Below are 14,908 nucleotides of genomic sequence, written 5' to 3'. Positions count from 1 at the left end.
CGGGAGTTGCGGCCGCCGGCGGCGGACAGCGACAGCTGGCCGACCGGCTCGCCGGGCTCTCCGCGGTCAAGCACCGGGGCCCCGTCATGTGTGCCGGTGGCGCTTACGCGGCCTTCGCCTTGGTGGCGTACATGTCCACGTACTCCTGGCCCGACAGGCGCATGACCTCCGCCATCACCGAGTCGGTCACGGCGCGCAGCACGTAGCGGTCGCGGCCCATGCCGTCGTAGCGGGAGAACTCCATCGGCTCACCGAAGCGCACGGTCACCCGGCCCGGCCGCGGCATCCCCGAACCGCCCGGCTGCAACTTGTCCGTGCCGATCATCGCGAAGGGGACGACGGGCGCGCCCGTCATGAGGGTGAGGCGGGCGATGCCGGTGCGGCCGCGGTAGAGCCGGCCGTCGGGGGAGCGCGTGCCCTCGGGGTAGATCCCGAAGATCCGGCCGTCCTCCAGGATCCGGCGGCCGGTCATCAGCGCCGCCACGCCGCCGTTGGCGCCGTCCCGGTCGACCGGGACCATGCCGACACCGGTGAAGAACCAGGCCATCAGGCGGCCCTTGAAACTCTTGCCGGTGACGTACTCGTCCTTGCCGATGAAGCACACCTGCCGGTCGCAGACGAGCGGCAGGATCATCGAGTCGATGAACGTCAGATGGTTGCCCGCCAGGATGACGGGGCCGGTGCCCGGAATGTTCTCGGCGCCTTCGACACGCGTGGGGAACATCAGGCGCATGATCGGTCCGAGCACTGCCTTGATGAACGCGAAGCGGGACAACGGGCCCTCCGGTGTCAAGGAATGGATGGTGGGTCTGTGCAGGTGAGGACGATACTCGCGGGCGGGTACCCGGTGCACATCGGGTTCATCGACTTGATACGGACAGTTGACCGAAATGTTCGCCCCCGGCGCCCCCGGAAACCCCCCGAGGAGTCATCCCGCCGCACCCTGACGTTCGGTCCGGGGTCTCCCACTCGTCACTCCCGCCCCCCTACGATCGACCCGCTTTGTCAGGTGCAAGGCGTGACTCGGCAAGAGGAGTGCTTCATGGGGAACGAGCAGGCACACAGGGCGCAGGACGCACAGGAGACGCGGGCCGAAGGGGCGCTGGGCCGGCGCTCGCTGCTGGGCGCCGCGGTGCTGGGCGCGGGCGCGGCCGCCCTCGCCGCCCCCGGTACCGCCGCGGCCGCCGACCGGGACCGTGGCGGGAATCACTCCGGACAGGGCTACCGAAGCCTGCCCGTGCCGACGGTCGTCGCCCACCGCGGCACCTCCGGCTACCGCCCCGAGCACACCCTCGGCTCCTACCAGTTGGCGCTCGACATGGGCGCGCACGTCATCGAGGCGGGCGACGTCGTCCCGACCAGGGACGGCCACCTCGTCTGCCGCCACGAGCCGGAGATCGGCGGCACCACGGACGTGTCGGCGCACCCCGAGTTCGCCGGCCGGCGCACCACGAAGGTCATCGACGGGGTCTCCACGACCGGCTGGTTCACCGAGGACTTCACCCTCGCCGAGCTGAAGACGCTGCGCGCCAAGGAGCGCATCCCCGGCACCCGTCAGCACAACACCCTCTACGACGGCCGCTGGGCGATCCCCACCTTCGAAGAGGTCCTCCAGTGGCGCGCCGCCCAGAGCAAGAAGCGCGGGCGCGAGGTGTGGATCCACGTCGAGACCAAGCACCCCACCTACTTCCGCAAGCTGGGCCTGGGCCTGGAGGAGCGCCTTGCCAGGCTGCTGCGCGCCTACCGGCTCGACGGGAAGAACTCGCCCGCGTTCCTCCAGTCCTTCGAACCGACCAGCATCCAGCGCCTGGACAAGCTGGTCGGCAATCCCCTGGTGGTCCTGCTCTCCACGGCGGACTCCCGCCCCGCGGACTTCGTCGCGACCGGCGACCCGCGCACCGTCGCCGACCTGATCACCCCCAAGGGGCTCAAGGAGATCGCGTCGTACGCGCAGGGCATCGGCCCGACCCTGGACCTGATCATCCCCAAGGACGCGGCGGGCAAGCTCCTGGAGCCGACCACCCTCGTACGGGACGCGCACCGGGCCGGGCTGATCCTGCACCCGTATACGATGCGCAACGAGAACACCTTCCTGCCCGCCGACTTCAGGAAGGGCACGGACCCGAACGCCTACGGCGACGCGTTCGGCGCCTTCCAGGCGTACTTCGCCACCGGCATCGACGGGATCTTCTCCGACAACTGCGACACCGCCCTCCTGGCCCGCGAGGACTTCGTCAACGGCTGATGCGCGACAGCCGGTTGGAGTGAGACGCGGCGGCCACGGCAACCAGGGCCCGCGGCCGCCGCGTCCCGCCGGGCATGACGTACGAGACGGTGATCGACGCCCTGCGCCCCCTCCTCGCCGCCGAGGCCCGCGCCGAACTCCCCGGCGCCGCCGAACCGGGCGACCTCGAACAGGCCGTCTGGGTCCGCCTGCTGGAGCGGCTCGGCTCGCAGGGCCCGCCGCGGGACCCGGCCGCCTGGCTGACGGCCGCGGTGCGCGCCGAGGCGAGCCGCCAGCGCGGCGCGGCCCTGCGCGAGGCGCCCTACGCCACCGAGCCCGCCGCCGAGCAAGCCGCCTGCGACCCCGAGCACCTGACGCTCGACCGGGAACGCGCCCACGCCCTGCACGCCGCGATCGGCCGGCTCCCCGCCCGCTGCCGCCGCCTGTTGGGCGCCCTGCTCTCCCCGCACGACCCCACTTACCGTGAGATCGCAGGTGAGTTGGGTATGTCACAGGGCAGTCTTGGGCCAAAACGTGCCAGATGTCTGGGATGCCTGCGCAGAATCCTCGCGGCCGAGGTTGCGCCCACACCCCGCAGGGGAAAAGGGTGAGGGACAACAGGCGGACAGGTGAGCGGGAGGTATGCACACATGGGCATGAGCGTGACCATCTCTGCGGCGACCGAAGCGGACACCGAGCAGATCCTCAAGCTGCAGTACCTCTGCTACCAGAGCGAGGCACAGCTCTACGGCGACTACTCGATCGAGCCGCTCACCCAGACCCTGGACTCGGTCAGGGCCGAACTGACGGGCGGTACCGTCCTGGTGGCCCGCCTCGGTGACGAAGTCGTGGCGTCGGTGCGGGGCACGGCCAGCCCGGACGGCACCGCCCGGATCACCAAGCTCATCGTGCACCCGCGCATGCAGCGCCACGGTCTGGGCGGCCGGCTGCTGGCCGCCGTGGAGTCCGCGCTCGGCGCGGCGGGCCCGGCCACGCGCTTCGAGCTGCGCACCGGCCACCGCAGCGAACACAACCTGCGGCTGTACCGCAAGCACGGCTACACGGCGGTCTCCACCCAGCGGGTGGACGAGCGGCTGACCCTGGTGACGCTCGCCAAGGACGCCGACGCCAACGGTGCCACGGGCGCAGAGGCGGCCGCGTTCGCGGCTAGCGCGTAGCGGACCGCGCCCGGCGCAGCCAGAACAGCGCGGAGACGGGCAGGAGCACCGGGATGAACAGGTACTCCATCCCGTAGTCGGACCAGACGGTGGAGTCCGCGAACGCCGAGGGCTCCACCAGCGTCCAGGTCCCCACCGCGAGGACGCCCACGAGTTCGGCCGCGCAGCACACCAGCGCGGCCTTGCGCGCCGTGTCCCCGCCGCGCACCAGCGAGTACGTGATGAACCCGTAGACGACGCCCGCGACGGCCGAGAGCGTGTACGCGAGGGGGGCCTTGCCGAAGTCCGTCGCGATCTGGAAGACCGAGCGCGACACCGCGCCCACCACCATCACGCCGTACAGCCACACCAGCAGCGTGCCCGGACCGCTGGTCAGCCGCCGCGACCCGCCGCCCGCCCCGTCGTTCTTCCCGGGGTTGTCAGCATTCCCAGCGTTGTCGGTGTTGTCGGTGTTCTCGGTGTTCTCGGTGTCCTCTGAGATGGCGCTCACCTCAGCCTCCCCAGATGTCGTAGAGCCGTACTTCGAGCACGGCGAGGACCACGCCGCCCGCCGCCGCGGTGACCGAACCCCAGCGCGTCCGCTCCGCCAGCGACATGAAGCCGGCCGCCGGCACACACGCGAAGGCCCCGATCAGATACGCGACGAAGATCGTCGTGCCCTGCTCCGCCTGCTGCCCGCGCGCCAGCTGCACGATCCCGACGACCAACTGCGCCAGCGCGAGGACCGAGACCACGGCCATGCCGATGAAGTGCCAGTCCTTGGTCGGCTGGTCCCGCGAGGCGGCGAAGCCGCACCACACGGCGAGCGCGAGCGCGGCGATCCCCGTCACCAGGGTCAGGGCAGAGAGCATGCGCCGACTTTATTACGGCGCGCCGTGCCCACCGCGCCCGGCCCCGGAGCGCCCGCCGGGAGCACGCGCGGCGGACCGGGCGGGCGGCACGGCCACCGTGGCGTTGACCACAGCACACCCGGACACGCACTGCGTGCGGACATCGTGGCGCGGGACCCGTCGGCCGTGGCAGCACTGGTCACGGAGGCGGGCACGGAGGCCCGCACCGGCGCCCGAGCGCCGCCGGCGGCCTGTCCAGCGCTGTCCGGTATACGGACAGCGCGCGCCACGGCACTCCTCATCTCTGCTTTACTTGCCCGCATGACCACGACGAGCAGCCGCACCCTTGCGACCGAGGCGACGATGACGCCCGGTGCTCGTTGTATGTGTCGAATGTGCGCCTTCTGAGGGCCCCCGCACCAGCCGCACCCGCGCCCCGAAGCGAGTGCCCGCGCGCCCCGTCCGCAGGGAGTGACTCCGCCAGGAGAAGCCAGCCGCCCCCGTGACCGGGCCCGCCCCCGCGCACAGCGTCTCCGTACTGCACCGGTACCGCTCCCCGGAGCGAGAGCCTGCCGCGCCCGGGAACCCCGCACGTTCCGAGATGTATGCCCCGTGCCCGGCACCACCCGTGCCGCGCACTCGACAGTGACGGAAACCCACGTGATCACCACCCAGGGCCTCACCAAGGTCTACCGCTCGCGCGGCCGCGAGGTCACCGCTCTCGACGGCGTCGATCTGCACGTGCGCGAAGGTGAGGTGTACGGCGTCATCGGCCAGTCCGGCGCCGGCAAGTCCTCGCTGATCCGCTGCGTGAACCTGCTGGAGCGTCCCACCTCCGGCACCGTGACGGTGGCCGGCCAGGACCTCACCGCCCTCGCCGGGCGCGGACCGCGCGCCGGCAAGGAGCTGCGCGAGGCGCGCAGCCGCATCGGCATGGTCTTCCAGCACTTCAACCTGCTCTCCTCGCGCACCGTCCAGGACAACATCGAGCTGCCGCTCGAAATCCTCGGCGCGTCGGGGAAGGAACGTTCCGCCAAGGCGCTGGGCCTGCTCGACCTCGTCGGCCTCGCCGACAAGGCGAAGTCCTACCCGGCCCAGCTCTCCGGCGGCCAGAAGCAGCGCGTCGGCATCGCTCGCGCCCTCGCCGGCGACCCCAAGGTGCTCCTCTCCGACGAGGCGACCAGCGCCCTGGACCCGGAGACCACCCGCTCCATCCTCCAGCTGCTGCGCGACCTCAACCGGCAGCTCGGCCTGACCGTCCTGCTCATCACGCACGAGATGGACGTCGTCAAGAGCGTCTGCGACTCCGCCGCCCTGATGGAGCGCGGCCGCATCGTCGAGTCCGGCACCGTCGGCGAACTGCTCGCGACGCCCGGCTCGGAGCTGGCCGCCGCGCTCTTCCCGGTCAGCGGCTCCGCCTCCGGCGCCGACCGCACCGTCATCGACGTCACCTTCCACGGGGAGTCGGCGACCCGGCCGGTCATCTCGCAGCTCTCCCGCACCTACAACATCGACATCTCGATCCTCGGCGCCGCGATGGACACCGTCGCGGGCCGCCAGGTCGGCCGCATGCGCATCGAACTGCCCGGCCGCTATGACGAGAACGTCGTCCCGATCGGCTTCCTGCGCGAACAGGGGCTCCAGGTCGAGATCGTCAAGGACGGGGCCCGCGAGGACCGCACGTCCATAACCCTGAAGGAAGGTGTCACCAAGTGACCTGGTCGGAGATGCAGCCCCTGCTGTCGCAGGCCTGTTGGGACACCTTCTACATGGTCGGCTGGTCCACGCTGATCGCCGTCGTCGCCGGACTGCCGCTCGGCGTCCTGCTGGTCCTCACCGACCGCGGCGGCCTGCTCCAGAGCGTCGTGGCGAACAAGGTCATCGGGCAGGTCGTGAACATCGTCCGCTCGATGCCCTTCATCATCCTGATGGTCGCCCTGATGACCTTCACCCGCTGGGTCGTCGGCACCACCATCGGCCGCGAGGCCGCCATCGTGCCGCTCGCCGTCGGCGCCGTCCCCTTCTTCGCGCGGCTCGTGGAGACCTCCGTACGCGAGGTGGACGGCGGACTCGTCGAGGCCGTGCAGGCGATGGGCGGCAACACCTGGACCGTCGTCCGCAAGGCCCTCGTCCCCGAGTCGCTGCCCTCGCTCATCTCGGCGACCACCACGACGATCGTCGCCATCATCGGCTACTCCGCGATGGCCGGCACGGTCGGCGCGGGCGGCCTCGGCGACCTCGCCATCCGCTACGGCTACCAGCGGTTCGAGACCGCGATGATGTGGATCATCGTGGCGGTCCTCGCGGTCGCCATCGCTCTCATCCAGTTCGCCGGTGACAGCGGGGCCCGCGTCCTGCACCGCCGCGCGGGCAAGGGCGGCGAACCGCTCCGCTTCCGTGCCCTCGGTGGCTTCCTGCCCGGCGGCCCGGCCGCGGCCAAGTCCGCCACGGGAACCGCCAAGACTCGCTGACACCGCCCCTGGCGCCCACCCCGCTCCCCGCCCCACCCGGCGGGTCGCACCACCCATGGAGAAAGGCACTTTTCGTGCGTAACACCACCAAGATCACCGCAGCTGTCCTCGCCACCGGCGCCCTCACCCTGGGCCTGACCGCCTGCGGCTCCGACAAGGGCGACACCAAGGCCAAGGCCTCCGACCCGCTCGTCGTCGCCGCCACCCCCGTGCCGCACGCCGAGATCCTCAAGTACGTCAAGGACCACCTGGCGAAGAAGGCCGGCCTCAACCTCGAGGTCAAGGAGTTCACCGACTACGTCACGCCGAACACGGCGACCGAGGACGGGTCCGTGGACGCCAACTACTTCCAGACCCAGCCCTACCTGGAAGACTTCAACGAGAAGAAGGGCACGCACCTCAAGTCCGTCGCCACGGTCCACCTCGAGCCGCTCGGCCTCTACTCCGAGAAGGCCAAGAAGACCGCGGAGCTGAAGAAGGGCGCCACCATCGCCCTGCCCAACGACGCCGACAACGAGAGCCGCGCCCTGCGCTTCCTCGCCGCCAGCGGCGTCATCACGCTCAAGAAGGGCTCCGAGAGCGACGCCACCCCGCAGGACGTCGCCAAGAACCCGAAGAACGTCCAGTTCAAGGAGGTCGAGGCGGCCCAGACGCCCCGCTCCCTCCAGGACGTCGACGCCGCGGTGATCAACGGCAACTACGCCATCGGCGCCGGCCTCAAGCCCGCCAAGGACGCCCTCGCCCTGGAGTCCACGGAGAACAACGCGTACAACAACGTGCTCGCCGTGACCGAGGGCAACGAGGACGACCCGCGCGTCAAGAAGCTCGCGAAGCTGCTCACCTCTCCCGAGGTGAAGAAGTTCATCGAGGACAAGTACGCGGGCTCCGTCCTGCCGTCCTTCTGAGCCGCACCGCACCGTCCCGGCCGACGCGCCGTCCATGGGGGCCCCTCCCGGCAACGGGGGCGGCCCCCATGTGCAGTTACGTGCCTGCATGCTGCATGCTGGGCACTTCACCCGGCGCCGGTGCGACCTTGTGCGGGCGGCCACGAAGGTTACGGAGCGGCGTATGACGAACACCTTCCCCGACATCTCCATCAGTACGGAGCGACTGGTGCTGCGTCCGCTCGAAGACGACGACGCCCCCGCCCTCGCCGAGATGATGAACGACGAACTCGTCGCCGCCTGGACCTCCGTGCCCCAGCCCTTCACCGAGGACGGCGCACGCACCTGGATCACCCGCTACGCCCCCGAGGAGCGCGCCGCCGGCACCGGACTCGACCTCGCCGTCACCGAGTTCCTCACCCAGCGCCTCGTCGGCGTCGTCCAGCTGACCAAGACCAACTGGCACGTCCGCTCCACCGAACTCTCCTACATCATCGCCCCCTGGGCCCGCGGTGAGGGCTACGCATCCGAAGCCGCGCTCGCCATGGCCCAGTGGCTCTTCCGCGACCAGGGCATGGAGCGCATCGAACTGCGCACCGCCGCCGACAACACCGCCTCCCAGCAGGTCGCCCAGAAGATCGGCTGCATCAGCGAGGGCGTCCTGCGGGGCGCCTGCATAGCGCGTACGCGCACCGAGGACGGAGCCCTGACCGACGTCCGCACCGACTTCATCGTGTGGAGCCTGCTGCCCGAGGACATCGAGGGCGTCACCGAGCAGCTCGCCGAGGCCGGGGGATTCACCGCCTTCTCGGACTGGAACTGACCGCTCGCGCGGCCCCCGGACCCAGCGGGTACGCTCTCGGTGCCCCGCCCGGCCCCGCACCGCCCGGCGGTTCCCCCGACCCGTGTCCACGCACGACCCGTGTACGCACCCGAGCCCACCTGGGAGACTGACGACGATGGCCGACCGGGTCACGGTGATCGGCTGGGACGGCTCCGCGCCGACCGCGGCGGCCCGCTCCGCGCTCGCCGCGGCCACGCTCGTGGCCGGCGCCGCCCACCACCTGGCGCTCCCCGAGGTACCCGAGCGCGCCGAGCGCATCCGCCTCGGCAGCGTCTCCCTCGCCGCCCGCCGTATCGCCGGACACCGCGGCACCGCCGTGGTCCTCGCCGACGGCGATCCCGGCTTCTTCGGCGTCGTGCGCACTCTGCGCGCCCCGCAGTACGGCCTCGAGGTGGAGGTCGTGCCCGCCGTCTCCTCCGTCGCCCAGGCCTTCGCCCGCGCCGGCATGCCCTGGGACGACGCCCAGGTCACCGTCGCCCACCGCCGCACCCTGCGCCGCGCCGTCAACGTCTGCCGCGCCCACACCAAGGTCGCCGTCCTCACCTCGCCCGGCGCCGGCCCCGCCGAGCTCGGTCTGCTGCTCGACGGCGTCCACCGCACCTTCGTCATCTGCGAGGAGCTCGGCACCGAGCGCGAGCAGGTCACCGTCGTCACCTCCGACAAGGCCGCCGACCACACCTGGCGCGACCCGAACGTCGTCATCGTCATCGGCGGCCCGGTCGCCGCCCGCGCCCCGGAGAGCGGCGCGCCCCCCGGGACCGAGGCCGGCGGCGGCTGGCTGGCCGGCGGCGACCCCGACGCGGGGCCCCGCGGCTGGGCCCTGCCCGCCACCGCCTACGCCGGCCCCCTCGGCGAGGGCGAGAGCGAGCAGCTGCGCGCGGCCCAACTCGCCCGCCTGGGACCGCGGACCGGCGACCTCGTGTGGGACATCGGCTGCGGCAGCGGCGCGTTCACCGCGGAGGCGGGCCGCTTCGGCGCGGCCGTCATCGCCGTCGACCGCGACGCCGACGCCTGCGCCCGCACCCTCGCGACCGCCCGCCGCTTCGGCGTCCAGGCCCAGCTCGTGCACGGCACCGCGCCGCACGCCCTGGAGGACCTGCCCGAACCCGACGTCGTCCGGGTGGGCGGCGGGGGAGCGGCGGTCGTCTCGGCCGTCGCCGACCGGCGGCCCGCACGCATCGTCACGCACGCCGCGACCCGCGACGCGGCCGAACTCATCGGCCGGGACCTGACGGAGCACGGCTACGACGTCGAGTGCGCCCTGCTGCAATCCGTCGAACTGGACACACGCGCCTGGACGGAGAAGGAGCGGACCGTGGGGTTCCTGCTCTCGGGGCGGCTGCGGGAGCGCCACCCATGACCCGGTCGGCCCAACGCGCGCGGTAGGCTGGCCGATCGTTGTACCGCACCTGGACGTGCACCGATGCGTCGGTCAATGTCCCGGAAACGCACCACTTTTGGAGCGCGTGTGGTACGGCGGCGACCGGGGGACGCGCAACGTGGCGCAGTCCACAGAAGGCGGTGGCCGAACCAGGTGCCACGGGCCCCGTCCGGCCGGGACAATACCCGTGGTCCGGAGCGGTTCGTGCCGCGCGGCGCGCGCGCTCGTTCTTCATGACGACATGAAGAGCGGACGACGTGTGCCACTCCGGTCAGCGGCTTGCATGCAGGGGCTCGTATCTCCGGCGGTCGGCCGGGAGCGGCCAGGAAGTTCTCATCGAATGGGCGAGGGGTAGGCATGACCGACACCGGTCAGGTTCCGGGCGAAGGGCTGCCGGAGAACGCAGGCGCGGTGGGACAGCCGGGCGCTCCCGCGCCGGGGGCCTACACCTACCTCGATCCCGCCGACGCCGTCGTCGAGGACGACGAGATGCTCCTCATGCCCGGCTCCCAGGGCGCGTGGGGCGAGCCGCCGCAGGCGGCGATGCCCGCGCAGCAGCAGTACACCCAGGAGTACCCGCAGCCGGCAGCCGTCCACGAGCCGGGACCGCACGAGATGGCCGGCCGCGACAGCGGCCACCACGACCTGGGCCCGATGCAGGTGCCCGGCCAGACGCAGGGCGGCCAGGGGGGCGCCCGCCGCCCGCTGCACATGGGCCCGCCCACCCCCGACGCCGGCGCCGGCCCCGTGCGGTCGCTGGCCGACCGCGGCCCGGCGCAGAGCCCGCCGCACCCGATGCCGGTCCGGCACCCGGGCCCGCCCACCACCGGCCCGGAGTACCTCGACATCCCGCCGCAGGGCGGCGCCCCGTGGCAGCCGGCCGGGGCACCCGCGCAGGCTGCGGGGGAACCTTTCCCCGCTGAGCAGGCCCCGCAGTTCCCGCATCCGCAGCAGGGGGCCGCCGCCCAGGAGTTCGCGCCCCAGGCCGCGCCGGCGCCGGTCGCCGCGTACGCGGGGCACGCCGACGGGTCCGGCCAGTACGCCGTGGACGAGCCGGGGCCGTACGACTTCCCGCAGCAGCCCGAGCCGGAGCAGCCGCTCGGCCAGTTCGTGCCGGTCGAGGGCACGGTGCCCACGACGCCGCACCTGGCGCCGACGCCGCCGCGGCCCATGGCGGTGCCGCCGCTGCCCGAGCCGGAGCCCGCCGAGGCGCCGGCGGCGACCGAGCAGGCGGCGGAGCAGGAGCAGCCCGCCGCGCAGCCGGCGTTCGCCGAGGAGCAGCCCGCGTACGCCGAGGAGCAGCCCGCCGCGGAGCCGGTGGCCGCCGCTGAACCGGAGCAGCCCTTCGCTCAGCCGGAGCCCGAGCCCTACGCGGAGCCGGTCCCTGCGGCCGAGCCGCTGGCCGCCGCGCAGCCGGAGCCGGGGTCCGTCCCGGAACCGGTGCCGGCTGCGGAGCCCATGACCGAGCAGCCGACCGAGCAGCCGCTCGCACCGCACGCCGGATTGCCCGCCGAACCGGTCACCGAGCCGGTCGCCGAGAGCGTCCCTGAGCCCGTCGCGACAGAGCCCGTCGTCGCTGAGCCGGTCGCCGCCGAGCCCGTCGTCGCCGAGCCCGTCGCCGCGGCGGCCCCCGCCGAGCCCCTGCCCGTCGAGGAGCCGGCGCAGGCGCTGCCGCCCGTCGACGGACCGGCGCCCGAGGCCCCCACCGCCGAGGAGCCGGCCGAGGCCCTGGCCGCCGTGCCCGCGCCCCGGGACGGTGGCCCCGACGAGACGCCCGCGCCCGAGGCGGCCGAGCCGTTCGAGGCCGAGGAACCCGAGCTGATCGAGGTCGCCCCCGAGCCCGGCCACCAGCCGGTGCAGCCGCAGGCAGCGGCACCGGACGCCGAGCCGGTGCCGGCCGCGGGCCCCGACCCGGGTGTGGCCGCCGCCTCCGGATACGAGGACGCCGAGCGCGACGCGGTCCTGCGCGTCATGCGCGAGCGCCGCGACATCCGCAACGGCTTCCGCTCCGACCCCATCCCGCACGAGGTGCTGCTGCGCGTCCTGGAGGCCGCGCACACGGCCCCGTCCGTGGGCCACTCCCAGCCCTGGGACTTCGTCGTGATCCGCTCCGCGGAGACCCGGCGCACCATGCACGAACTGGCCATGCGCCAGAAGGACGCCTACGCCAAGTCCCTGCCCAAGGGCCGCGCGAAGCAGTTCAAGGAACTGAAGATCGAGGCCATCCTCGACACCCCGGTCAACATCGTCGTCACCGCCGACCCGACCCGCGGCGGCCGCCACACCCTGGGCCGGCACACCCAGCCGCAGATGGCCCCGTACTCCTCCGCGCTCGCGGTGGAGAACCTCTGGCTCGCCGCCCGCGCCGAGGGCCTCGGCGTCGGCTGGGTCTCGTTCTTCGACGAGCGCGAGATGGTCCGCACGCTGGGCCTGCCCGAGCACCTGGAAGTCGTCGCGTACCTGTGCGTGGGCTACGTCGACGAGTTCCCCGAGGAGCCCGAGCTGATGCAGGCGGGCTGGTCCAAGCGGCGCCCGCTCTCCTGGGTCGTGCACGAGGAGACGTACGGCCGCCGCGCGCTGCCCGGCGAGGACCCGCACGACCTGCTCGCCGAGACCGTCTCCAACATCCGCCCGCTGGACGCCAAGGCGCTCGGCGAGGCGTGGGAGCGGCAGAAGCGGATGACCAAGCCCGCGGGCGCGCTCGGCATGCTGGAGATCATCTCCGCGCAGCTCTCCGGCCTGTCCCGGATGTGCCCGCCGCCGATCCCGGAGCCCGCGGCCGTCGCGATCTTCGCCGGCGACCACGGTGTGCACGCCCAGGGCGTCACCCCGTGGCCGCAGGAGGTGACCGGCCAGATGGTCGCGAACTTCCTGGGCGGCGGCGCGGTCTGCAACGCGTTCGCGAACCAGGTCGGCGCCGAGGTCTGCGTCATCGACGTGGGCGTGGCCTCCGAACTCCCGGCCACACCCGGCCTGTTGCCCCGCAAGGTCCGCGCGGGCACCGCCGACATGACGACCGGCCCCGCCCTGACCCGCGACGAGGTCAAGGCGGCCGTCGAGGTCGGCATCGAGACGGCCCGCGACCTCGTGGCGGCCGGGAACAAGGCGCTGCTCACCGGCGAGATGGGCATCGCCAACACCACCGCGTCCGCCGCGCTGATCTCCGTCTACACCGACGCCGACCCCGCCGAGGTCACCGGACGCGGCACCGGCATCAACGACGAGACGCACGCCCGCAAGGTGGAGGTCGTCCGCCGGGCCCTGGAACTGCACCAGCCCGACCCGGCCGACCCGATCGGCGTCCTCGCGGCCGTCGGCGGCCTGGAGCACGCGGCGCTGGTCGGCCTGCTCCTGGGCGGTGCCTCGCTGCGCACACCGGTCATCCTGGACGGCGTCAGCGCCGGCGCCGCCGCCCTGGTGGCCCGCGCCGTCGCCCCCGAGGTGCTGGCCGCCTGCATCGCGGGCCACCGCAGCGCCGAGCCGGGCCACGTCGCCGCGCTCAACAAGCTCGGCCTGCGCCCCCTGGTCGACCTGGACCTGCGGCTCGGGGAGGGCACCGGCGCCCTGCTCGCGCTGCCGATCGTGCAGAGCGCGGCCCGCGCGATGCACGAGGTCGCGACGTTCGACTCAGCGGGCGTCACGGAGAAGTGACCCGCAGCACGTGAAGGGGACGCCCGTCCGCGCCCGCTGTGGGCAGGCGTCCCGCATGGCAGGACGGGTGGGCACAGCACGTCAGCGCCGGGCAACTGTTCCAGGTGGCCAGGCCATAAGCTGACGTCACCCGAACTCGCACGTCACAGGGCTCCAACGACGCAGCCCAAGAGCCCAGCCGCCAGGAGCCGAACAGACATGCCCCCCGCTCAGCATCCCGCGTACCCCGTAGGACTCCGCCTCACCGGCCGCAAGACGGTCGTCATCGGCGGCGGCCAGGTCGCCCAGCGCCGCCTCCCCGCGCTGATCGCGGCCGGCGCGGACCTCACCCTGATCTCCCCCTCGGCGACCCCGTCCGTGGAGGCCATGGCGGACGCGGGTGAACTGACCTGGCTCAAGCGCCCCTACGAGCGGGGCGACCTCGACGGCGCCTGGTACGTGCTGATCGCCACCGGCGACCGCGCCGCGAACGAGCAGGCATCGGCCGAGGCGGAAGCGGCCCGCGTCTGGTGCGTACGCTCCGACGACGCCGAGGCGGCGACCGCCTGGACCCCGGCGACCGGGCGCACCGAGGGCGTGACCGTCGCCGTGCTCTCCGCCGAGGCCGCCGACCGCGACCCGCACCGCACCGCCGCCGTCCGCGACGCCCTCGTGGAGGCCCTGCGCGACGGCACCGTCACCGCCGAGCGGACCCGCACCCCGGGCGTCGCCCTGGTCGGCGGCGGCCCCGGCGACCCGGACCTGATCACGGTGCGCGGCCGCCGCCTGCTCGCCGAGGCCGACGTCGTCATCGCCGACCGCCTCGGCCCGCGCGACCTGCTGGACGAGCTGCCGCCGCACGTCGAGGTGATCGACGCCGCGAAGATCCCCTACGGCCGCTTCATGGCGCAGGAGGCGATCAACAACGCGCTGATCGACCACGCCAAGCAGGGCAAGGCCGTCGTCCGGCTCAAGGGCGGCGACCCGTTCGTCTTCGGACGCGGCATGGAAGAGGCCCAGGCGCTGGCCGCCGAGGGCATCCCGGTCACCGTCGTCCCCGGCATCTCCAGCTCGATCTCGGTACCGGGCGCGGCCGGCATCCCGGTCACCCACCGCGGCGTCGCCCACGAGTTCACCGTGGTCAGCGGCCATGTCGCGCCGGACGACGAGCGTTCCCTGGTCGACTGGGCGGCGCTCGCCCGGCTGACCGGCACCCTCGTGATCCTGATGGGCGTCGACAAGATCGGGAAGATCGCCGCGGCGCTCGTCGCGCACGGCAAGGCCCCCGACACCCCCGTCGCGCTGGTCCAGGAGGGCACCACCGCCGCCCAGCGCCGGGTCGACGCGACGCTCGCGACGGTCGGCGAGCGGGTCACGGCCGAGGGCGTGAAGCCGCCGGCCGTCATCGTCATCGGCCCCGTGGTGCACGAGAGCCCCACCCGCGACCAGCGCTGAGCACGCGCGCC

At 73.1% G+C, this 14,908-nt stretch carries 13 protein-coding genes; 10 read left to right on the top strand and 3 right to left on the bottom strand.

Translation table 11 applies throughout. The features are described 5' to 3' along the window. Positions 1 to 103 precede the first annotated feature (103 nt). On the bottom strand, positions 104 to 733 hold the full coding sequence (locus ABZY33_RS27640) for a lysophospholipid acyltransferase family protein (protein WP_356494394.1): 630 nt from the start codon (positions 731 to 733) through the stop codon (positions 104 to 106). 309 nt (positions 734 to 1,042) lie between these two features. On the opposite strand from ABZY33_RS27640, the gene ABZY33_RS27635 reads away from it, so the two are divergent. The 3 genes from ABZY33_RS27635 (at position 1,043) to ABZY33_RS27625 (ending at position 3,402) form a co-directional block, all read left to right on the top strand. Then, positions 1,043 to 2,245 (top strand): glycerophosphodiester phosphodiesterase, encoded by a 1,203-nt coding sequence (locus ABZY33_RS27635; protein WP_356494391.1) that lies wholly within the window; start codon positions 1,043 to 1,045, stop codon positions 2,243 to 2,245. Between the two features lie 74 nt (positions 2,246 to 2,319). Continuing rightward, positions 2,320 to 2,835: a sigma-70 family RNA polymerase sigma factor gene (locus ABZY33_RS27630; protein WP_356494390.1), complete on the top strand. Its 516-nt coding sequence runs from the start codon at positions 2,320 to 2,322 to the stop codon at positions 2,833 to 2,835. A 39-nt stretch (positions 2,836 to 2,874) separates the two neighbouring features. Further along, positions 2,875 to 3,402, top strand: a complete 528-nt coding sequence (locus ABZY33_RS27625; protein WP_356494389.1) for a GNAT family N-acetyltransferase — start codon at positions 2,875 to 2,877, stop codon at positions 3,400 to 3,402. Here the strand turns inward: ABZY33_RS27625 and ABZY33_RS27620 are convergent. Then, the gene (locus ABZY33_RS27620) at positions 3,392 to 3,778 is read right to left on the bottom strand and encodes a hypothetical protein (RefSeq protein ID WP_356494393.1); all 387 of its coding nucleotides are present in this window, start codon (positions 3,776 to 3,778) and stop codon (positions 3,392 to 3,394) included. The genes ABZY33_RS27625 and ABZY33_RS27620 overlap by 11 nt on opposite strands. Positions 3,779 to 3,893: 115 nt before the next feature. Then, positions 3,894 to 4,253: a hypothetical protein gene (locus ABZY33_RS27615; protein ID WP_356494388.1), complete on the bottom strand. Its 360-nt coding sequence runs from the start codon at positions 4,251 to 4,253 to the stop codon at positions 3,894 to 3,896. A gap of 639 nt (positions 4,254 to 4,892) precedes the next feature. Here ABZY33_RS27615 and ABZY33_RS27610 point away from each other — a divergent pair. From ABZY33_RS27610 to cobA, 7 genes are all read left to right on the top strand, one after another. Further along, positions 4,893 to 5,948, top strand: a complete 1,056-nt coding sequence (locus ABZY33_RS27610; RefSeq protein WP_356494387.1) for an ATP-binding cassette domain-containing protein — start codon at positions 4,893 to 4,895, stop codon at positions 5,946 to 5,948. Further along, a complete protein-coding gene (locus ABZY33_RS27605; RefSeq protein WP_356494386.1) occupies positions 5,945 to 6,703 on the top strand; it encodes a methionine ABC transporter permease in 759 nt (252 codons plus the stop codon). The genes ABZY33_RS27610 and ABZY33_RS27605 overlap by 4 nt, the downstream gene beginning before the upstream one ends. A 74-nt stretch (positions 6,704 to 6,777) precedes the next feature. Then, a complete protein-coding gene (locus ABZY33_RS27600) occupies positions 6,778 to 7,608 on the top strand; it encodes a MetQ/NlpA family ABC transporter substrate-binding protein (protein WP_356494385.1) in 831 nt (276 codons plus the stop codon). Between the two features lie 163 nt (positions 7,609 to 7,771). Continuing rightward, positions 7,772 to 8,410: a GNAT family N-acetyltransferase gene (locus tag ABZY33_RS27595; RefSeq protein WP_356494384.1), complete on the top strand. Its 639-nt coding sequence runs from the start codon at positions 7,772 to 7,774 to the stop codon at positions 8,408 to 8,410. Between the two features lie 136 nt (positions 8,411 to 8,546). Continuing rightward, positions 8,547 to 9,791 (top strand): precorrin-6y C5,15-methyltransferase (decarboxylating) subunit CbiE, encoded by a 1,245-nt coding sequence (gene cbiE, locus ABZY33_RS27590; RefSeq protein WP_356494383.1) that lies wholly within the window; start codon positions 8,547 to 8,549, stop codon positions 9,789 to 9,791. Positions 9,792 to 10,169: 378 nt separating this feature from the next. Beyond that, complete coding sequence (gene cobT, locus ABZY33_RS27585) at positions 10,170 to 13,463, top strand: nicotinate-nucleotide--dimethylbenzimidazole phosphoribosyltransferase (protein WP_356494382.1); 3,294 nt, start codon at positions 10,170 to 10,172, stop codon at positions 13,461 to 13,463. A 198-nt stretch (positions 13,464 to 13,661) separates the two neighbouring features. Then, entirely contained in the window at positions 13,662 to 14,897 is a 1,236-nt protein-coding gene (cobA, locus tag ABZY33_RS27580) for a uroporphyrinogen-III C-methyltransferase (RefSeq protein ID WP_356494381.1), read from the top strand. Positions 14,898 to 14,908 lie beyond the last annotated feature (11 nt).

This window comes from Streptomyces sp. NPDC006552 (assembly GCF_040611655.1).
In the GTDB taxonomy this organism is placed as follows: Bacteria; Actinomycetota; Actinomycetes; order Streptomycetales; family Streptomycetaceae; genus Streptomyces.
The sequence above is the reverse complement of the archived record's forward strand: the minus strand, read 5'-3'. Positions and strand labels throughout refer to the sequence as shown.

Excerpts from the sequence above, each read along its gene's own strand:
- ABZY33_RS27640 (WP_356494394.1), bottom strand. The coding sequence starts at position 733 with ATGCGCCTGATGTTCCCCACGCGTGTCGAAGGCGCCGAGAACATTCCG.
- ABZY33_RS27635 (WP_356494391.1), top strand. The coding sequence starts at position 1,043 with ATGGGGAACGAGCAGGCACACAGGGCGCAGGACGCACAGGAGACGCGG.
- ABZY33_RS27630 (WP_356494390.1), top strand. The coding sequence starts at position 2,320 with ATGACGTACGAGACGGTGATCGACGCCCTGCGCCCCCTCCTCGCCGCC.
- ABZY33_RS27625 (WP_356494389.1), top strand. The coding sequence starts at position 2,875 with ATGGGCATGAGCGTGACCATCTCTGCGGCGACCGAAGCGGACACCGAG.
- ABZY33_RS27615 (WP_356494388.1), bottom strand. The coding sequence starts at position 4,253 with ATGCTCTCTGCCCTGACCCTGGTGACGGGGATCGCCGCGCTCGCGCTC.
- ABZY33_RS27595 (WP_356494384.1), top strand. The coding sequence starts at position 7,772 with ATGACGAACACCTTCCCCGACATCTCCATCAGTACGGAGCGACTGGTG.
- cbiE (WP_356494383.1), top strand. The coding sequence starts at position 8,547 with ATGGCCGACCGGGTCACGGTGATCGGCTGGGACGGCTCCGCGCCGACC.
- cobT (WP_356494382.1), top strand. The coding sequence starts at position 10,170 with ATGACCGACACCGGTCAGGTTCCGGGCGAAGGGCTGCCGGAGAACGCA.
- cobA (WP_356494381.1), top strand. The coding sequence starts at position 13,662 with ATGCCCCCCGCTCAGCATCCCGCGTACCCCGTAGGACTCCGCCTCACC.